16 protein-coding genes are annotated in these 18,833 nt (G+C 64.4%); 2 read left to right on the top strand and 14 right to left on the bottom strand.

Annotated elements, in window-relative coordinates; translation table 11 throughout:
- Positions 1–52: 52 nt before the first annotated feature.
- The 11 genes from LQ788_RS01000 to LQ788_RS00950 form a co-directional block, all read right to left on the bottom strand.
- On the bottom strand, positions 53–826 hold the full coding sequence (locus LQ788_RS01000) for an MOSC domain-containing protein (RefSeq protein ID WP_231444394.1): 774 nt from the start codon (positions 824–826) through the stop codon (positions 53–55).
- Positions 823–1,590 carry an SDR family NAD(P)-dependent oxidoreductase gene (locus LQ788_RS00995; RefSeq protein WP_231444392.1) on the bottom strand — a complete coding sequence of 256 codons (768 nt, stop codon included), beginning with the start codon at positions 1,588–1,590 and terminating at the stop codon, positions 823–825. Before LQ788_RS00995 ends, LQ788_RS01000 begins: the two co-directional genes overlap by 4 nt.
- A 53-nt stretch (positions 1,591–1,643) precedes the next feature.
- Positions 1,644–3,173, bottom strand: a complete 1,530-nt coding sequence (locus tag LQ788_RS00990; RefSeq protein WP_231444390.1) for a TRAP transporter large permease — start codon at positions 3,171–3,173, stop codon at positions 1,644–1,646.
- A complete protein-coding gene (locus tag LQ788_RS00985; RefSeq protein ID WP_231444388.1) occupies positions 3,170–3,748 on the bottom strand; it encodes a TRAP transporter small permease in 579 nt (192 codons plus the stop codon). The genes LQ788_RS00990 and LQ788_RS00985 overlap by 4 nt, the downstream gene beginning before the upstream one ends.
- Position 3,749: 1 nt before the next feature.
- Complete coding sequence (locus LQ788_RS00980; protein ID WP_231444386.1) at positions 3,750–4,802, bottom strand: DctP family TRAP transporter solute-binding subunit; 1,053 nt, start codon at positions 4,800–4,802, stop codon at positions 3,750–3,752.
- Positions 4,803–4,882: 80 nt separating this feature from the next.
- Positions 4,883–5,734 carry an SDR family NAD(P)-dependent oxidoreductase gene (locus LQ788_RS00975; protein WP_231444384.1) on the bottom strand — a complete coding sequence of 284 codons (852 nt, stop codon included), beginning with the start codon at positions 5,732–5,734 and terminating at the stop codon, positions 4,883–4,885.
- Positions 5,731–7,455 (bottom strand): AMP-binding protein, encoded by a 1,725-nt coding sequence (locus LQ788_RS00970; protein ID WP_231444382.1) that lies wholly within the window; start codon positions 7,453–7,455, stop codon positions 5,731–5,733. Before LQ788_RS00970 ends, LQ788_RS00975 begins: the two co-directional genes overlap by 4 nt.
- Positions 7,455–8,618 carry a thiolase domain-containing protein gene (locus tag LQ788_RS00965; RefSeq protein ID WP_231444380.1) on the bottom strand — a complete coding sequence of 388 codons (1,164 nt, stop codon included), beginning with the start codon at positions 8,616–8,618 and terminating at the stop codon, positions 7,455–7,457. The genes LQ788_RS00970 and LQ788_RS00965 overlap by 1 nt, the downstream gene beginning before the upstream one ends.
- A gap of 228 nt (positions 8,619–8,846) precedes the next feature.
- Complete coding sequence (locus tag LQ788_RS00960) at positions 8,847–9,188, bottom strand: DUF1330 domain-containing protein (protein ID WP_231444378.1); 342 nt, start codon at positions 9,186–9,188, stop codon at positions 8,847–8,849.
- A complete protein-coding gene (locus LQ788_RS00955; RefSeq protein ID WP_231444376.1) occupies positions 9,185–10,357 on the bottom strand; it encodes an MFS transporter in 1,173 nt (390 codons plus the stop codon). Before LQ788_RS00955 ends, LQ788_RS00960 begins: the two co-directional genes overlap by 4 nt.
- 71 nt (positions 10,358–10,428) lie before the next feature.
- The gene (locus LQ788_RS00950; protein ID WP_231444374.1) at positions 10,429–11,352 is read right to left on the bottom strand and encodes a hypothetical protein; all 924 of its coding nucleotides are present in this window, start codon (positions 11,350–11,352) and stop codon (positions 10,429–10,431) included.
- 174 nt (positions 11,353–11,526) lie between these two features.
- Between LQ788_RS00950 and LQ788_RS00945 the strand changes: the two genes are divergently transcribed.
- Positions 11,527–12,120, top strand: a complete 594-nt coding sequence (locus LQ788_RS00945; RefSeq protein WP_231444372.1) for a TetR/AcrR family transcriptional regulator — start codon at positions 11,527–11,529, stop codon at positions 12,118–12,120.
- A gap of 56 nt (positions 12,121–12,176) precedes the next feature.
- Here the strand turns inward: LQ788_RS00945 and LQ788_RS00940 are convergent, their stop codons facing one another.
- The 3 genes from LQ788_RS00940 to LQ788_RS00930 form a co-directional block, all read right to left on the bottom strand.
- Positions 12,177–14,720, bottom strand: coding sequence for a GcvT family protein (locus LQ788_RS00940; protein WP_231444369.1), 2,544 nt, complete (start codon positions 14,718–14,720; stop codon positions 12,177–12,179).
- Between the two features lie 100 nt (positions 14,721–14,820).
- Complete coding sequence (locus LQ788_RS00935; protein ID WP_231444367.1) at positions 14,821–16,332, bottom strand: flavin reductase family protein; 1,512 nt, start codon at positions 16,330–16,332, stop codon at positions 14,821–14,823.
- Positions 16,329–17,633, bottom strand: coding sequence for an aromatic ring-hydroxylating oxygenase subunit alpha (locus LQ788_RS00930; RefSeq protein WP_231444365.1), 1,305 nt, complete (start codon positions 17,631–17,633; stop codon positions 16,329–16,331). Before LQ788_RS00930 ends, LQ788_RS00935 begins: the two co-directional genes overlap by 4 nt.
- A 180-nt stretch (positions 17,634–17,813) precedes the next feature.
- Between LQ788_RS00930 and LQ788_RS00925 the strand changes: the two genes are divergently transcribed.
- A complete protein-coding gene (locus LQ788_RS00925; protein WP_231444363.1) occupies positions 17,814–18,740 on the top strand; it encodes a LysR family transcriptional regulator in 927 nt (308 codons plus the stop codon).
- Positions 18,741–18,833 lie beyond the last annotated feature (93 nt).

Raw genomic sequence — 18,833 nt, 5'->3', positions numbered from 1 at the left:
GTCAATGTGAGAGGCCGGCCCCACGCATTCGGCAGGCGCACGCGTTCTGCGGTCAGTTGCCGGGTCCGCCGATGACCTGTCCATAGATCCCGAAATGGGGTTCGCCGGCATCGTTTCTGGGTCGGTAGGCGGCAAGTGACTTCAGCAGCCGCGAACCCCGCGCGCCGGTGACGGGATGCAGATCCATGACCGCGCAGCGTGGGATCGGTCCTCCGACCCGAATGCGAGTCTTGCCGAATGTCATCTCGCGGCCGTTCCACGTGTCCTCCATAAAGGGGACGTCCGTCTCGACGAGCAGTGTCGCCCTGAATCTCGCCGCTTCGGCAAGCAGATCAGGATGCCCAGCTCTCTCGCCGAGATCGCGGATGGAGGCCGTGGTCACGATCGTGATCGGCTCCCCGAAGACCACGTCCCCGCGGGGAACATGAGCCAGACGGACGGGCATTCCCAACCACGAGGACAGCAGCCCATCGTGGGGCCCCTGCATCAGTTCCGCTGCGACCGGCCTGCCCCAATAGTCACAGGTCAGCACCTCACCTGAAGGTTCCGGTACCGCGCAGACCGAGCGTCGATCGGGCAGCGTGACCTCCAGCTGGGCACCGTGAAACTGCGCCACGACCGCCACCAGCGTCGGGTTCTGCACGGTTCGCAGAACCCGACGTGTCTCGGTGTCGACGAGGCAGTAGCGCCGGTCCCCCACGGGCCCGTGCTCATCGAACGAAGCCGCCGGCTGCGACTGGTGCCTGGTCCCCTTGATCGGGGTGAACCCGATGGAGCGGACATCGAGTACCTCGTCCAAGGGCGAGGGCGAAGCCGATGAGCTCATGACATCACAGCCCCGCCGTCGATACGCAGGATCTGGCCGGTGGTGAAGGCCGCGCCATCGCTGGCGAGGTAGGCGACCGCCTCGGCGATCTCAGCGGGGGTGCCCATGCGGTCCAGGGCCTGGTTCGAGGTGTCGTAGTCCTGACCTGCGGTGAGTGCGGACTCCACTGGGCCCGGTGCCACCGAGTTGCAGCGAATTCCCTGCCGCCCGTACTCCTTGGCCACCCACTTCGTGAGAGCGATGATCCCGCCCTTGCTCGCCGCATACGCCGGACCCGAACGCGCCCCAGCCTCACCAGCGGAGACTGCACCGCCGTTGATGCCCGAGATCGAGGAGATGTTGATGATCGACCCACTCCCGGCGTTGATCATGTGCGGATGAACGGCGGCCTTGATGAAGTTGAACGTCCCGCCGAGATTGGTGTCCAGATCACGTTGCCACTGTTCGGCCGTGATCTCGTCGATTCCGATGCGTGCCGCCGTCCCCGCATTGTTGACGAGGATGTCGATCCCACCGGAGGACTGAGCGAATGACCCGAGCGCAGCAGTGACCGCCTCGGCGTCGCGGACATCGAGTTCGTACCCGGTGAATGTCTGTTCGGGAAACTGCTGCGCCAGACTCTCGGCAGCCGCTTCGGCACCCTTGAGATCAACGATGCCGATCGAGGCTCCGCGTCTGGCCAGTGAGGTCGCAATGGCCAGCCCGATACCCTGGGCGGCGCCTGTGACCAGGGCCGATTTGTTCGTCAGCAGATAGGGTTCCATGGTTCTCCTTGAAGAGTCGAGAGACAGATCGGGTGGTGTCGTGGACAGAGGATCTAGCCGACGCCGAGGAGGTCGGGCAGCCAGTTCGAGATCGCCGGGATGTAGGTGATGAGCAGCAGGGCGATGATTGCGCAGATGAGGAACGGCATGATGCCGCGCACCACCTCTTCGAGCCTGACCTTGCCGATGCCGGCTCCGACGTAGAGGTTGAGTCCCACGGGCGGGGTGAACAGGCCGATTGCGAGGTTGACGGTCATGAACACGCCGATCGTCGTCATGTCCACGCCGACTTCGAGCAGGATGGGCACGAGGATCGGGATGAACAGGTAGAACGCGCTGATCGCGTCGACGAAGGCGCCGACGATGAGCAGGATGATCGTGATCACCGCGAGAATGACGAACTTGTTGTCCGTGACCCCGAGCACCGCTGCCGACACCGTGTCTGCGATGCCTTCGACGGTGATGACGTAGGAGAAGAGGCTGGCCACACCGACGATGAACATGATGACGGCAGTCGAGACTCCCGATTCGAGGAACACCTTCGGCAGGTCGGGCAGTTTGAGTTCGCGGTAGACGAAGAGCCCCACCAGGAGAGCGAACACGGAGGCCACAGCACCCGCCTCGGTGGGGGTGAAGATTCCGCCGTAGATGCCGCCGAGGATGATGACAGGAATGAGCAGACCCGGAATGGCCTTGACGAGGGCTGCGAGGAACTCGCCGAAGCTGCCCTCGGCAGGTGTGCCATCTGCAGGTGCCCCCGCCGAGGTGGCCGGGCCGCTCGTCGAGACCGACGTCCCAGCCCTGTCCGCTTTCAACAGACGGGTCTTCGTCGCACCGTTTCCTGTTGTCGTCGACGATGCCGTCGAGGAGCCAGCGGTCGAGTTCGAGGTCACGGCCGCCTCGGTGCCGGTGGTGGTTCCGGGCTCATTGCCGGCTGCCAGCAGTCCCTTGCCCGATTTCACGGACAGGCCCGCGAGCTCGCGGACGCGGGGGACGAAGAGTGCGGCAATGAAGAACGCCACGGCCATGATCACGCCGGGCACGATGCCGGCGATGAAGAGCCGCGTGATAGAGATCGATCCGAACTCCGAGGCGACGACGGCGAAGATGATGAACGCGATCGAGGGCGGAACCACGATGCCCATCGAGCCTGAGGCCGCGACGAGGGAGACGGCGTGCTTCTTCTGGTACCCGTTGCGGATCAGGGCGGGGATGAGGATCGCACCGATCGCGGCCACTGTGGCCGGTCCGGATCCGGAGATCGCGGAGAAGAAGAACGCGGAGATGATCGTGACCGCGGCCAGGCCGTGGCTGAAGCGACCGAAGACTAAGAACGCGAGGTCGACGAGGCGCTGGGAGATGCCAGTGTACTGCATGACGATGCCGGCGAGGACGAAGAACGGGATCGCCAGCAGCGTGCCCGAACTCATCGACGGGAACATCACCGAGGGCACCACGTCGAGGACCTGGAGTCCGTCGGTGGTGATGAGGACGGTGACGGCGGAGAGACCGAGGGCGAACGCCACGGGGATGCCCAGGGCGAGGAACAGGAAGAAGCTTCCGAACAGCAGCAGCGTGATCATTTGCGGCCTCCCTGACGGTCGGTGGTGCTTGTGGAGTGGGTGGATCCGCTCAGCTCTGCATCGTCGATGACGGGGGCGGCTTCCTGCGCCATGCGCTCAGCGACCGCCTCGGCGGAGGTGTCCTCGTTCAGCGAAACCCGGGCGGCCTGCAGAGTGCGGACGATTCCGAGCAGCCCGGCCAGCGGAATTGACAGAGTGAACAGCCACTGCGGGATGCCCAGCGACGGGGTCGCACGACCGCGGACGGCCTGATGGATCATCATCTCGCTGCCCCAGAAGAGGAGGACAGCGAGGAAGACGATCATCAGAGCCGCGCCGATGATGATGAGGGTTCTGCGAATTGTCGGCTTCGCGTTCTCGACCAGGTAACTGAACCCCAGGTGCGCGCCGAGGCGGATTCCCACAACCGCGCCCATCATCGTGAGCACGACGAGGAGGTTGATCGTAATCTCCTCACTGAAAGCCAGCGAGGCTTGGAAGGTGTAGCGAGAGACGACATTGACGAAGGTGACGAGCACGATCACCATGAACGAGGCGATGACCACCCAGTCTTCGAACCATTTGACGATTTTCATCTCAGAGTCCTTCCGGAATGAACGCTTCGGACATGTCCTGGCCCCAGATCTTGCGGTACTCGGCGTACAGCGGTTCCAGGGTGGTGCGGAACTCGTCCTTCTCGGCCTCGGTGAGTTCGTTGACCTCCATGCCGCTGTCCTTGAGCTCCTTGATCAGCTTCTCCTCGCCATCGCGGTTCTGCTTGATCTGGAACTCGTTGGTCTCCTTGGCCAGGCGGCTTACAAGTTCCTGATCCTCGGTGTCGAGTGAGTCGAAGAGGTCCTCGTTGACGCCGAAGACAAGCGGGTCATAGGAGTAGTTCCACAGGGTCAGGTAGGGCTGGACCTCCTGCAGGTTCGAGGAGTAGATGACGTCGATCGGGTTCTCCTGGCCATCGATAGCCCCCTGCTGCAGTGCGGTGAACACCTCGCCGAAGGGCATCGTCGTCGGGTTGGAGCCCAGTGACCGGTAGAGGTCGGTGTAGAGGCCGAATCCGGGGATGCGGAACTTGAGTCCGTGCAGGTCCTCCGGGGTATGGATCGGATGGTGGGTGTTCGTGAGCTGACGCATCCCCGATTCGCCGAAGCCCAGGAGGTGGACGCCGTGTTCGGACAGGTAGTCGGCGTAGACGTCGCCGCCCTTGCCTGCCAGTGCCTTCTGTCCGTCTTCGACGGAGTCGAAGATGAAGGGGGCGGTGACGGTGCCGAAGCGCGGGTCGACGGCCGAGTAGATGATCGGCGAGTTGTAGGAGAAGTCCTTCGCCCCGTCCATGAGCTGCTCGACGCCCGCGGTGGCCTCACCAGCCGAGAGCCGTTCGTTGCCGAAGACCTTGAGCGTGATGCGCCCATCGGTCTCCTCTTCAAGGTCCTTCGCAAACTTCTCGGCCGCGATGTACCAGGTGCTCGTCGAGCCGGTCGTGACAGTCATCTTCCACCGGTACTTCTGCTTCCCGTCGTCGGTCGTGCCGAAGTTCGTTCCGCATCCGCTGACGAGCAGGACGAGCGTGACCAGCACGGCGAACCACGCAAGCATGGTCCTCTTCGTCGGTGTTGTCGGCACCCTTGCCTCCATCATTGAGTTGTTCCTGTCTTATCGTGCTCTGTCGCTGGTTGTTCCGTGTTTGTCGCTGGTTGTTCCGTGTCAGTCCTGCGAGTTCAGGTCTTCGGGGTTCCGGCGAAGTGGACGAGTCCGCCGTCGACCGGGATGAGCGTGGAGTTGATGTAGCTCGAGTCCTCCGAGGCGAGGAACACCGCGAGTTTCGCGATGTCCTCGGGGTGGCCCATCTTCCCTGTCGGAGAGAGTGCGTGGCGGGCAGAGAGCATGTCCTCGACCGAGTCGTAGTGGCCGCTGATCGAGTTGTGGATGAGAGGTGTCTCGATGAGTCCCGGAGCGATGGAGTTCGCGCGTATCCCCTCGGATGCGTACTGGGCGCCGACGACCTTCGTGAGTTCGATGAGCCCGGCCTTCGACGCCGCATAGGCCGGGTAGTCATAGCCCATGTAGCGCATTCCGCCCACCGAGGAGACCGTGATGATCGACCCGCCACCGGCCCTGCGCATATAGGGCAGCGCCTGCTTCATCGCCGCGAATGCCCCGGTGAGGTTGATGTCGAGGGCCTTCGAAAACGCCGCGGTCTCCAGGGAGTCGAGTCCGCCGTTGACGACGATGCCGACGTTGTAGTGCAGCACCGTGGGCTCGCCGAGGCTGCTCGCGCAGTGGTCGAACGCCGCGGACAGGGAGTCCTCGTCCCCGACGTCGGCGACGACCGTCGTCACCCGTGAGTCCAGGTCAGCGACAGGATCGGCCTCGCCGAGGTTGTCCGATGCTACATGTGTGGACCCGAGCGCCGCACGCGCGTGCTCGAGAGCCGCCGCGTCCCGGTCGACGATGCAGACCTTTGCACCCGCGGCGAGGAAGGCCTTGGCCGCGGCGAAACCATTGTTGACTTGACCATCGGGGGTGCCGCAGCCGATGGCCATGATGATTGTGTCCGTGAGATCGCTCATCGTGCGCTCCCCCGCCCTGCCGAGTATTCGGCCTTGAGTTCCTTGCGCGCCAGCTTCCCGTAGGCGGTGACGGGCATCGCGTCGACGAAGTGAATCTCTTTGGGCACCTTGTACGCCGCGAGCGTGGACTTGCACAGCGCACGCAGTCGCTCACTTGCTGTCCCGCTATCACCGGTGGTCGACGCCTCGCTGCCTACCTCGGCATGGCCGGTCGCCGGTTCGATGATCGCGATTCCGATCTCTCCCCACTGCGGATCGGGCACACCGACGACGACGGCTTGGGTCACCTCGGCGTCGGTGAGGAGGAGTTCCTCGATCTCACGCGGGTACACGTTCGACCCACCGGAGATGTACATATCGGACTTCCGCCCGGTGAGGAACAGGAACCCGCGATCGTTGAGGTAGCCGACGTCGCCGGTGTGGAAGACGCCGTGGGCGAAGGACTCGGCATTGGCATCGGCGCGGCCGAGGTAGCCGGCGCAGACGGTGGGTCCGGCCACGCAGACCTCACCCTGCTCACCGGGAGCCATCTCGTTGCCGGTTTCGTCGAGGATGACGATGTCGACGCCGGTGCGGGCTCTCCCGCAGGTGCCGATGCCGGCGGAATCGACGGGAATAGTTCCGTGCTCTTCGGGGCGGAGGACGGTGATCGCACCGGTCACCTCGGCGAGGCCGAAGTACTGCACAAGGCAGGGTCCGAGGCGTTCCAGGGCTCGGGACTGGTCGGTCGCGAGCATCGGAGCACCGGCGTAGACGACGCGGTCGAGGCTGTGATCGGCGGGCCCGCGATCGGCCGGGTAACCTGCGACGATGCGGTTGAGAATGGTCGGCACGGTGAAGGCGTTGGTGATCCGGTAGCCATCGATCGAGTCCCACAGAGTGCTCGGATCAACTTTGCCACCAGGATGGATGACCGAAGGAGTTCCGCCGAAGACCTGGGCGAGCATATGGATCCCCGCCCCGTGTGAGAGCGGCGCGAGCACGAGTGAGGCTCCGTTCTCGTCCTCGACGGGGAAGAGATCGCAACGATGATTCATCAGCACCGCGCCGAGGTGGCGATGTGTGAACGTCGCCGCCTTCGGTTTGCCCGTGGACCCGGAGGTGAAGAAGTACCAGCACGGGTCGTCTTCCTCGACCGCGAAGTCTCCGATCTCTGCGGCACTCTCCGCAGCTGCGCTCGAGCGGACCACTTCGCCTCGAGCGGACCCTCTATAGCCTGTCCCCTCGACACCAAGTGGTCCGCTCGATGAGGGTGTCCCGTCTGGCAGCTCCCCGATCCACAGGACGGGCCCGGCGAACCCTGTCTGTTGGAGGGCCTCGACGAAGTCGGCGTGGGCACGGTCGACGATGATCGCTGCCGGGACGACATCGGCGCAGATGCTCAGCAGTTCCTCGGTCGAGAGTGCGGCATTGGGTGGGGCGATGACCGCACCGGCACGGATGATGCCCCAGAAGGACTGGATCACCTCGGCGTGGTTGGCCGAGACGAGAAGCACACTGTCGCGCCTGCCCACTCCCCCGGATTGGAGGGCCAGCGCCAGCGCCTCGGCCCGGGTCTCCAATTCGCTCCAGGTCCAACGCACCGAATGATCGTCGTCGATGACGGCGGTGTGGTCCGGGATCCGACGGGCCGTCTGGGTGAGGAAACGGGAGACATTGACCCCGCGCCGAGGTGTCGGTGTGAAGTCCTTGGCCGGAGAGGCCTGGGAGATGGCCCGCATCAGTGCGCGCGCTCAAGGATCGAGGCGAAGTTGGACACGGCGGCTCCGCCCATGTTGAAGACCCCGGCCAGTTCCGGATCCTGGATCTGGATGCCTGGTGAGCGACCCGTGAGCTGGGCTGCGGCGAGCGCGTGCATGGAGACGCCGGTGGCGCCGATCGGGTGGCCCTTGGCCTTGAGTCCGCCCGAGGCGTTGACCGGCAGGCGTCCGCCGACGGCGGTGGTGCCCTCGGTCAGGAGACGATTCCCCTGCCCGGGTTCGGCAAGTCCGAAGGCCTCGTATTCGAGGAGTTCGGCGATGGTGAAGCAGTCGTGGGTCTCGAGCAGGTCGAGGTCGTAGATGCCGATTCCAGCGGCGTCAAGCGCCTGGGCCATGGCTCGGCGGGCGCCGGCCATCTCCAGTGGGTCACGCTGGGACAGAGGAAGGACGTCATTGGCGTTGCCCATACCGCGCCAGGTCACAGCTTGCGGGGCCGAGGCCGCGACATCCTCAGCGGCCATGACCACGGCGACGGCTCCGTCGGAGACCATCGAGCAGTCGGTGCGACGCAGCGGCTCGGCGACGTAGGGGTTCTTCTCCGAGACCGCGTTGCAGAAGTCGAAGCCGAGGTCCTTCTGCATGTGGGCCAGCGGATTCTGGGAGCCGTTGGCGTGATTCTTCGCAGCGATCCTCGCCAGCGTTTCCGAGTGGTCGCCGTAGCGTTCGAAGTATTGGCGGGCGATCTCACCGAAGACTCCGGCGAAAGACTTGAAGTGCTCTTCCTCTTCCCGGTAGCTGGCACTGAGGAGGACTTGGTTGACGTCGTGGCCCGAGGCCTGCGTCATGCGTTCGGCCCCGATGACCAGGGCTGTCTTGTGCCGGCCGGCCGCAATGGAGTCGTGGGCGGAAAAGACTGCGGTCGAGCCCGTGGCACAGGCATTCTCATGCCGATGGGCTGGGGTGAGAGCCAGTTCGGGGAAGACGACTCCGGGAAGCGCTGCTTCGAAACCCTGCGTGGACAAACCGTTGTTGTAGACACCGACGTGAATGACGTCGATGTCAGCCGGCTCGAGACCCGCATCGGCGATGGCGTCCCGTGCGACCTCACCCATCATCTCGGGAAGAGACGATTCCGCGCGACCGAACTTTCCGTGAGACCAACCGATGATCGCAGGCTTGGGCATGGACACTCCTTTGAGTCCTCCACCGAGGTGGGGCAGTCGACAGTAACTCCTGCTGACATACTTTCGTCAGTCCCAGTCAGCGGTCAACGCAGATCCACCATATGGAACGTCGGGTGCAGACGAGCGCGCCGCGACCCCCGCTCGACTCGATCAATGCGAAGTCTGAATAAGTCGTCACCGGCGACGACTTATTCAGACTTCGCATTGCCTGACGACAGATTCGTGGCCTCACTCCAGCGAGCCGCGCATCGCCTGCGCGGTCCCGGATGGGTCGTAGCCTTCAGGTACGCCTTCGACGAGGATGATGTCGCTGGCGATATGGCGTGAGCGCAACGGCGCGATCCGTCGGTAGGCCGGTGAGTCCCACCACCTCCGCGCATCGTCGATGCTCGGAAACCCGATGATCACCACGTGCCCCGGCCAGCTGCCCTCTTTGACTTCGTGCGCAGCGGCATGGACGAGGAACTGACCGCCGAAAGGCAAGAATGTTTCGGGGATTCGCTCGATGTATTCGGCGATGTCCGGATGTAGTTCGGCTTCTTGGAGATGCGCGATCGCATAGGCAGTCAAGGTGCGTGATTTCCCTTCATCGAATCGTGTCGTGCACACGCGAGGAGGAGGACCGCCCCGCAGGCGAAAGCGGCCGAGATGAGGGGCAAGGCACCGACACCGAGCTCGGCAAGTGCCAGCCCACCGAGTGCTGCGCCGCAGGAGACTCCCAGATAGGTTCCAGAAGTGTTGAGCCCAAGTGCCTGGCCCGCCAGGGGTCCGGCGAACGACGTCAGCCGCACTTGGATCGCCGGGGCATTCCAGAACGCCATGCCTCCCCAGACGGTCGTCGCTACCAGAACGATGGGCAGAGGCACGGGCCGACCGAACCAGATCAGCCACAGCACGATCATCGCGACGGCTATCGTGCTGATTCCGAACAGCAGCGCACGGTCGGCTCCCCATCGATCGGCGGCCGTCCCCCCGAGCCAGATGCCGATGAATCCTGCTGCACCGGCGAGACCGAATGCGAGCGCACGCTCCTCGACATCCGCGCCGGATACTGTCGACAGATAGGGAGCCAGATAGGTGAGCATCATCATCGATCCGGTCATCAGCGAACAATTGGCGATCAGACACAGGCTGATCGGCCGCTGCAGGAGGACGCTCAGCTGTTCACGCAGCCCGAGCATCCCGCCGTGCCCCTCTCCGCGCGGAACAGCGACGACGATCGCAAGCACCACCAGCACGCCGCTCAGCGCCATGAGCGCGAACGTCGCCCGCCAGCCGAAAGTGCCGCCGATCCAGGCGCCGATGGGCACTCCGGCCGCGATTGAGCCCGTCACCCCGAAGGAGACGACGGCAAGATAGCGTCCCGCCTTCCCGGCCGGTGCATGGCGGGCGGCGAAGGCGAAGATCGCGGGAGTCGCAGCTGCCGCCGCAACAGCGGCCAGCACACGCACCGCCATGAGCACGCCGAAGGACGGCGCGACTGCCGCCAGGCCATTCGCCGCAATGAAGACCAGGAGAGCGCCTGTGATGAGCCTGTGTCGTGGAAGACGAGCCAGCACGACCGCCGCGACAGGGGCAACGACGGCGACGGTCAGAGAGAACACCGTCACCAGCTGCCCCGCCTGCCCCTCGGACACCTGCAGATCCCTGGAGATCTCCGGCAGAATTCCAGCGATCACATAGTCATCGGTGTAGAGGACGAAGGCGGCAGCCAGCAGCGCAATCAGCCAGCTCGGCATCGTTCGACCTCCTTTCCTCGGGACGCTTGCGCTCACGGCTGACCAATCACCGCTGTGCACCGCGGCCTCAGTCACGTGTGCGCTCGGTTCTGCACGGCATTGCGCAGATGTCTGCGCAGCACGGCCACACCGTAGACGCTCGCTCCAGGAGTCGCCGCAATGGCGATCGCGACCACCAGCGGTTCGGCGACTCCACCCTGGGCGAGCAGAATCTGAGTCGGCCCCTGGATCGCGGCCACGCAGCACCCCGTCCACGCCAGCAGCCAAGCCGTCCGAGGCATGAACCGGCACAGTCGCGGGACCAGCGGAGCGATGAGCCCTGCCAGTGCGACCACAGCTGTCGCCAGCAGCACCGCCCGCTGGGACAGCTGCTCCATGCCCTGCGGGCCCGCCTCCCCCGGACCGACGACCGCCCAATAGGCCATGGCGCAGGAGAACGGAAGCATGCCGATGGCACCGATCGCGACGACCCACCGAGAAGGAGCCGGCGGAGGAGTCGTCAGCAGATCACCCCAGCGATGAACCACATAAGCGCCGACGACCACCGCCAGCGCAACCGCCAGAACACAGAACCCGGTATAGACGGCCCCGAACACCCATGGAGCCATGTCCTGATCGGCCGGCCGCACGCTCCCGACGGCGATCGCCTCGACGAGCAGACCGACCGGAAGACCGAACAGAATCGGTGCGAGCAGCCCGGCAGCGCCAGCACCGAGCACGAACACCACCGCACCCGGAATCCGCAGGGCCCACCGCCTGGTCAGGAACACCATGAACGTGATGGCGACTGCCACCATCCCAAGCGTCAGGGCATTGCCGATCACATGCCGAGCTCCGACCATCTCTTCGGCGCCCGCGGTCGATGAGAGACCCACCGTCGAGCCGCTCAGCCACAGAAGCTTGAGAATCGAATAGGGCAGCACGGCGGCGATGGCAGCCACCAGCGCGAATCGTTGAACGGTCAGGACGTGCTCGGGACTGTGCACGACGGCCATGTCGACTCCTAATTAGACATCTTTATCTAGAGAACTCTCTCTAGTATGATTCAGAGAGGATAGACGGTCAACCCCGCGATCCAGAATCGACCATCATCTTCCCCTTCAGTGCACGCAGACAACCGCCTGGGGGTGCGTGCATCGCAGCTCCACGACGACGGTAGGCTGACCGACATGGCGAAACGCGCTCTCTACTCCAGCGAAGACATTCTGGCTGCCGCCGTCAGCGCAGTCGCGAATCGCGGCCACGCGGCCACCGTTTCGGACGTGACCACCATCCTCGGCGCACCGTCGGGGTCGATCTATCACCGGTTCCCGACCCGCGAGGCGCTGTTCGCCTCAGCTTGGATCCGGTGCGTTCATCAGTTCCAGGACTCCCTTGCCACAGTCGCGGAGATCGAAGACCCCCTCGAGGCGATCGTCGAAACGGGTCTGCTGATCCCGCGCTTCTGTCGCAGACATCCCGCAGAGGCGCGGACCCTCACCCTCTACCGGCACGCCGAGCTTCTCGCGAACCCGCCGAAGGGACTCCAGGACGACCTGACAGGACTCAACGATGCCGTCGCCGCACACATCACCGACCTCACCCGCCGGCGATTCGGCGAGGTCACTCCGCGCAGGCTCGAACTGATCGCCCTGGCGTGCCGAGAGACCCCCTACGGCATGGTGCGCGGCCACATCGGCGGCCAGATCCCCGACTGGCTCGATCGGCCCATCGCCGCCGCTATTGCCGCGATCGCTTCGATGGAGGAGTCGAGCACCGACTAGTTCCCGTCGCACCCGCTCTCACCTCGACCAATGTAACGGCACTGGAGTCGCCGCTCCTAGCCCTTCAGCCGGGTCATCTCCGGATCGAAGATCGGCTCCGCGGTGACAGTCGCCGGCAGCCTCGTCCCCAGGTACTCGATCTCGACGCCGTCTCCGACACCAAGGGTGTTCGGCAGCCAGGCGTATGCGATGGTCTGCCCGATCGAGTACCCATAGGCCGCCGAGGTGACATAGCCGTCAGCTTTGCCTGCTGAGTTTGCCGCGTCCTCGGCACTCACTCCGACCCCAGCTCTCCCAGCCACATACACCGGCTCGCTGCCCAGGACGACATCTTCGCGCCGGTCCAGAGTCAGGCACGTCAGCTTCTTCGTGGCGGCGGCGGCCCGCGCCTCGAGCGCCGACTTGCCCCGGAAGTCGTCCGTCTTCGAGGCCTTGACTGCGAAGCCGAGTCCCGCCTGGACGGGCTCGTGCTCGCTGGTCATATCGGAGCCGAAGGAGCGGAACCCCTTCTCCAGGCGCATCGAATTGAAGGCTTCACGACCTCCGGCGATCAGCCCGAATTCCCGACCGGCCTCCCACAGCACGTCCCAGAGCCGGTGTCCCAGATCCATCGAGGTGTAGAGTTCCCAGCCGAGCTCACCGACATAGGACAGGCGCATCGCCGTGACAGGGACGCCGCCGATGGTGATCTGCTTGGTACGGAAATATTTGAGACCATCGTTGCTGAGGTCGTCGGTGCTGACCTGGCCGATGACCTCCCGGGCGAGCGGACCCCAGAGGCCGATGCAGCAGGTTCCCTGCGTCGTCTCACGAACGGTAGCCCACTTGCTCGGATCTGCCGCCGACTGTTCCCGTGCCGCGCGGGTGATGGTGGCGAAGTCGATGTTCGAGTTCGCACCCACCTGGTAGGTCTGCTCGTCGAGGATCGCGACGGTGATGTCGCTGGTGATGCCGCCTTCGTGATCAAGCAGCAGGGTGTAGCTGACTGCTCCCGGCTTGCGCAGCATCGACGAGGTGGTCAGCCCGTGCAGCAGCTCGCCAGCTCCTGGCCCCTTGACCTCGAAACGCTTGAGAGCGGTCATGTCATACATGGCCACATTCGTCCGCGTCTTCCACGCTTCGACCGCCGCGATCGGTGAGTGGAACATGTCCGCCCAGCCCTCACGCTCAGGAGCCTTCCATTCCGCAGGCAGTTCATTGAGCAACGCAGCGTTGGCTTCGTACCAGTGCGGACGCTCCCACCCGTTCGTCTCGAGGAAGAATGCCCCGAGCTCCTTCTGTCGGTCGTTGAAGGGGCTGAGCCGTACGTCCCGGGGTGAGACGCGTGGCTGCAGCGGGTGGATGACGTCGTAGATCTCGACGAAGTTCTGCTGGGAGGTCTCGCTGACGTATTCGGGGGTCGTCAGTGCGTCCTCGAAACGGTTGAGGTCGATGCCGGACAGATCTGTGTTCGAGCGGCCAAGTGAGATGAGTTCGGCGACTGCCTTCGCGATGCCGGCTCCGTGGGTGACCCAGACCGCCTCGGCGACGAAGAATCCGTCGACCTCTCGGGACTGCCCCACGAGCGATCCGCCGTCGGGGGTGAAGGAGAAGATGCCGTTGAAGCCGCGCTGGACCTGAGTCTGGCGCAGTTCGGGCAGCAGCTCCTTGGTGGCCTCCCACTCTCGGGCGAAGTCCTCGGGAGTGAACTCGAGGCTCGAGGGCATGACCTCGTCGGTGATCTCATCGGGCGAATAGGTGCGCAGCGTGTCCAGGTCGACTGGCATCGGTCGGTGAGCATAGGAGCCGATCCCGATCCGCTCACCCCATTCGCGGTAGTAGAGGTCCTTGTCCTGGTAGCGAAGAATGGGCGCCGAGGCTCCTGCCGGCTGCTCGTTCTTGCCGACGAGGCTGGGCACCTCGGTCGTCCAGGCGAACTGGTGCCCCAGCGGCAGCAACGGGATCGTGGTCCCGACCATCTCACCGATCTTCGGACCCCAGAATCCGGCGCAGGAGACGACGATGTCCGCCGGGAACCGGTCCTCGCCGGCCAGCACTGCTGTGACCGTGCCACCGGACTGCTCGATGCCGGTCACGGTGGTGCGATCACGGAACTCAACACCAGCGGCCCGAGCGCGGTCCATGACCAGCTGGGTGCCGCGAGCGGCGAGCGCCAGCCCATCGCCCGGAGTCAGCAGTCCGCCGAGGACCTTGTCCGGATTGAGCATGGGGAACAATCGCAGGCATTCCTGCGCATCGACCACCTCGGCATCGACACCCCAGGACCGATTCCAACCGGCACGGCGGTGCAGGTCCTGGAGCCGGTCGTCCTGGGTGGCGATCTCAAGTCCACCGACGGGCAGGAACGAACCGCGACCATCGGGGCCAGTCAGCGAGGTGAGCTTCTCAATCGTGTACTGCGCGAACTCGGTCATCGACTTCGACCCGTTCGAGGAGAAGACCAGGCCGGGTGCGTGCGAGGTCGATCCACCGGGGATATTCAAGGGTCCCTGTTCGAGGACGAGGGTGTTGGTCCAGCCGAGCTGGGCGAGTTCGTCCGCGAGGTTGGCTCCGACGATGCCGGCTCCGATGATGACGACCCGAGGTGAGGAAATCGGCACTGTGTACTCCTTTGTGTTGCAGTGAAAATCAGTGTTGGGTGCTTCAGTTGTGCTGGCGCGAATGGTGCGGTCGGAGCGGGCGGCGAACCCTCCCCTCGGCTCAGGCGTCGATGACCAGGTCGCTCGTCGCCGTCGAACAGCAAGGAAGGAACTTCCCCGCATCGATCTCGCGTGCGCGGATGCCGCCCTGATGGTTCATGTCGACCTCCCCGTCGAGCTTGACGACCTTGCACGATCCGCACATGCCCTCTTGGCAGTTCGCGCCGATCTTCACACCGGCACGACGTGCGGCGTCGAGGACGAATTCCTCCGAGTTCACGCGAACATTGAGTCCGGTGCGCACAAAGGACATCAGGTGCTCGCCGTCGCCCACGGTAGCGAAAGTCGTCGGATCGACAACCGTGACTTCGTCACCTCGTGCCTCTACGTCCGTCGCCGAGGCGGTCGCCGGGACGGTCTCGGAAGCCGAGTCGGACGCAGTGTCCGCCACCGGCTCAACACCAGCCACGACCAACTCGGCCTCCGGTTCGACCGGGACTTCGGCCAAGGCGTCGACGGCTTCAAGCGGCGAAGCGGTAGCCTCGACTGGCCCGTCAGCAGTGTATTCGGGTTCGTACATCTCCAAGGCGGCGGGCTGCGCTTCGTAGTATTCTTCGCTGGCCGATGCGATCTCTTCGGCAATCTCGCCTGCGATCGCAACTTCCTCGGCGTATTCGGCACGTGTCTCTCGGTCGCCGGAGAAGAACTCCATGAACACCGAGGTGTCATCCACACCGACCTCGCGCAAGCAGTCCGTCGCAGTGTTGAGATACCCCTCGGGTCCACATGCGAAAACCTGTCGCCCATTGGCGTCGGGGACGACTTCCTCGATGAGCGCAGTCGAGAGGCGGCCGGTCTTTCCACCCCACACACTTCCAGCGCCGGCCGAGTCGTCTGCCTGTGTCCGATCGCCGAGGGTGTAGATGACCTCGATGCGGAAGTCGGCCCTCTGCAGGAAGTTGAGCTCCTCGGCAAACGCAAAGCGATCCGGTGCCGAGCCGTGATAGAGCAGGACGACGTCGGCCTGGCCAGGCAGAGAGTGGATCGTGCGCACCATCGACATCAGCGGGGTGATGCCGGCTCCGGCCGCCAGCAGGAGGTAACGGGCTCGCCGATCGTAATCGGCCAGGTGGAACGCTCCCACCGGACCCAGCATCTCCAGGACGGTGCCGACCCGAAGGGACTCGTGTGCCCAGGACGAGACGAGCCCTTTCGGGTCGCGTTTGATCGTGATGGAGAACGTCCACGGCTCGGTCGGCGCGCTCGAGATCGAGTAGCTGCGAGACACCGGTTCGGCGTCGGGCCCATGCACCGGGAAGTCGATGTTGATGTACTGACCGGACCGGAATGCCAGTGGGGCACCGTCCATCCGACGGAAGACGAAGACCATCATGTCGCCCGCCTCGGGGATGGTCTCCACACACTCGGCGGAGAACTCCTGTGGGTGCCACGGTCCGAGTGCCGTGGCGGCACCGGCGGGTCCCGTCGTGCTGGAGAGCACCCGGTTCCACGGCATCTCGAGGCCCCGGATCCGCTGCGCCAGCGGAGTCATGGGGTCGGCGAGGCGCTTCATCCCACGTGCTCCCGCATCCGCTGCACGTACCAGTTGATGAAGGCCTCGACCTGGTATTCGCTCTTCATATATGGGCCCTGCTCATAGAACGGACTCGTCGCCCCCTGCTGGCAGAGTTCGACGAAGTTCCTATCCTGCAGATTCGTCTGCTTCCACGTGTGCGTCAGCGTCTCGAGATCGTAGTCGACGCCCTCGACCGCATCGTCGGCGACGAGCCAGGTGGTGCGCACAAGCGTCTGATGCGCATTGATCGGGAGCACCGTGAAGGTCACCACATGGTCGCCGAGGAGGTGGAACCAGCTGTTGGGCTGCAGGTGCATGGAACAGCGTCCCAGACGGAAATCGGGAAGATCGCCGAGGAGCTTCTTCGACAGCCGTCGGCCGTCGGCTGAGAACGACTCCCCCTGCCCATCGAGTGATTCGCGCGAGATCCGGATTCCGGCGATGCGGGTGTCGAGTTCCTCGACGACCTCGTAGGGCAGTCCGTAACGTCGGCACCGGTATTCCAGCGCGGCCTGGGCCTGCTGGTTGCGGTCCCAGACGTCCTCGAGATGGGGTGGGATCGTCTCATCGGTCAGTCCCCAGGTCGGGAACAGGGCGCAGGCGAGCTCGGGGTGGCCATCGCAGTGGTAACACTCGCGGTTGTTCTCCATCACGAGCTTCCAGTTGGCCTCTTCGACGATGTTCTGCTGGTAGGCGACCTTCGTCTTCGTCAGCTCGTGGGGTGCGACATAGGGCTCGAAGATCGCGGCAGTGTCAGCGAAATCGGCCGGTGGCTCTTCTGCCAGGCAGAGGAAGACGAGGCCCGCGGCGATCGTGCCGTGGGCACGCTTGAGCGAATAGCAGGCCTTGTCGAATTCCATCTCGCCCGGCGCCGAGGCGTGGATGAGGTCGCCCTCGGGCGAATAGGTCCACGAATGGTAGCCGCAGACCAGGTTGCCTGTAGTTCCGGTGTCCTCGGTGAGGACACGAGCGCCACGGTGGCGGCACACGTTGTGGAGGACATTGACTCCGCCGTCGTCGGTGCGCAGAACGATGAGTGAGTAGGGGCCGTAGTCGAGCGTGACGTAGTCACCGGGCTCGGGAATCTCCGCGACGCTGCAGGCGAAGACCCAGTTCTGCCCGAAGATCGCCTGCATATCGAGGTTGAAGAGATGATCATCGGTGTAGAACGGCGCCTCAAGCGAGAAGCCGGTGCGGCGGGCGTCGAGAAGGCGTCGAACCTCGTCGAGCCTCTCCTCGCTGAAGCCGGCAGGGAAGCCCTTCAATGTCGGCGCCAGATTCACTGCGGTCAATTCCATCTCCCTTGATGTCTGCTGCTGGTGCATTGCAACCCATGACAACCTCGACTCTTCGCCTGAGTACGTGAGTTGGCCGACGCTGTCACAGAAGACACTATCCACCGAAACACTGCAGAAAAAGCGCGAGATTCTGGCGGATTCCGTGCGGATTCCCTGCATGACCCGAGGCACAATAGTGCCATGATCGATCCTCGACTCATCACACTGCGCACGTTCGCCGCCTGCGGCACTGTTGCTGCCACCGCCGAGCTCACCGGCTATTCCCCGTCGGCCGTGTCCGGGCAGCTGCGCGAGCTCCAGCATTCACTGGGAATGACGCTGCTCGTCAAGGACGGACGCGGGCTGCGCCTGACGGCGACCGGCCAAAATCTCGTGCGCCGATCCGACAGGCTCATCGCCGAATGGGAAGACATCCGTGCCTCCTCCTTAAGCGCCGGGGACCAGACGCCAACGCATTTCGGCATCGGAGGATTCTCGACCGCCTCGGCGAATCTGCTCGCTCCACTTGCAGCCCACCTGCAGAAGTCTCACCCCACGTCCACGGTCCACGTCACCGAAGCAAGTCCCACGAGGTGTTTCGAACTCCTCGTGGCCGAACGCATCGATCTCGCCGTCGTCGTCTCCATGCAGGGAGATGTCCAGGTCGAAGACGATCCGCGATTCGAGAAGGTCGATCTCCTCGACGATCCGCTCGACGTCATGGTGCCCTCCGACCACCCGGTCGCCGCGTTCGAGTCCGTGACACTGGCCGATCTGGCCGCCGAAGATTGGATCACCGCCGCACCCGGGTCGCCCTATCACGCACTGTTCATCGCCGCCTTCACCGCGGCCGGAGTGACCCCGCGGATCTCCCACGAATCTGTCGAATGGGAGACGCAGGCGGCGCTTGTCGGAGTCGGAGTGGGCGTCAGTCTGCTGCCCAGGCTGGTCAGCCTGGCAGGGGAGGACAATGTCACCAGAGTCCGCCTGAGCGGGCCAGGCAGACTCAGCCGGAAGATCGTCACCGCGGTCCGCACCGGGAGCCGCAATTCGCCGTTGATCAAGGAATCCCTGTGGCATCTGCGGGCAACCTCCCAGCACATTCTCGCGACCCGCCTCGGCGAATGATCGTACGATCACCGGACTAGCAACGGCCTATTGACACACCCGCCATCGAAGGGCGAGACTGCAGGCATGTCTGATGAAAGACTGATATTTCAG

This window comes from Brevibacterium zhoupengii, from assembly GCF_021117425.1.
Lineage (GTDB): Bacteria > Actinomycetota > Actinomycetes > Actinomycetales > Brevibacteriaceae > Brevibacterium > Brevibacterium zhoupengii.
Note: the sequence above shows the minus strand (reverse complement) of the source record. Positions and strands in the feature narration are given on the sequence as shown.

Bases quoted from the DNA above. Each gene is read 5' to 3' on its own strand.
- LQ788_RS00925 (WP_231444363.1), top strand. From the start codon at position 17,814: ATGATCGATCCTCGACTCATCACACTGCGCACGTTCGCCGCCTGCGGC.
- LQ788_RS00945 (WP_231444372.1), top strand. From the start codon at position 11,527: ATGGCGAAACGCGCTCTCTACTCCAGCGAAGACATTCTGGCTGCCGCC.
- LQ788_RS01000 (WP_231444394.1), bottom strand. From the start codon at position 826: ATGAGCTCATCGGCTTCGCCCTCGCCCTTGGACGAGGTACTCGATGTC.
- LQ788_RS00975 (WP_231444384.1), bottom strand. From the start codon at position 5,734: ATGAGCGATCTCACGGACACAATCATCATGGCCATCGGCTGCGGCACC.
- LQ788_RS00980 (WP_231444386.1), bottom strand. From the start codon at position 4,802: ATGATGGAGGCAAGGGTGCCGACAACACCGACGAAGAGGACCATGCTT.
- LQ788_RS00995 (WP_231444392.1), bottom strand. From the start codon at position 1,590: ATGGAACCCTATCTGCTGACGAACAAATCGGCCCTGGTCACAGGCGCC.
- LQ788_RS00970 (WP_231444382.1), bottom strand. From the start codon at position 7,455: ATGCGGGCCATCTCCCAGGCCTCTCCGGCCAAGGACTTCACACCGACA.
- LQ788_RS00985 (WP_231444388.1), bottom strand. From the start codon at position 3,748: ATGAAAATCGTCAAATGGTTCGAAGACTGGGTGGTCATCGCCTCGTTC.
- LQ788_RS00955 (WP_231444376.1), bottom strand. From the start codon at position 10,357: ATGCCGAGCTGGCTGATTGCGCTGCTGGCTGCCGCCTTCGTCCTCTAC.
- LQ788_RS00935 (WP_231444367.1), bottom strand. From the start codon at position 16,332: ATGAAGCGCCTCGCCGACCCCATGACTCCGCTGGCGCAGCGGATCCGG.
- LQ788_RS00950 (WP_231444374.1), bottom strand. From the start codon at position 11,352: ATGGCCGTCGTGCACAGTCCCGAGCACGTCCTGACCGTTCAACGATTC.
- LQ788_RS00930 (WP_231444365.1), bottom strand. From the start codon at position 17,633: ATGGAATTGACCGCAGTGAATCTGGCGCCGACATTGAAGGGCTTCCCT.
- LQ788_RS00965 (WP_231444380.1), bottom strand. From the start codon at position 8,618: ATGCCCAAGCCTGCGATCATCGGTTGGTCTCACGGAAAGTTCGGTCGC.
- LQ788_RS00990 (WP_231444390.1), bottom strand. From the start codon at position 3,173: ATGATCACGCTGCTGCTGTTCGGAAGCTTCTTCCTGTTCCTCGCCCTG.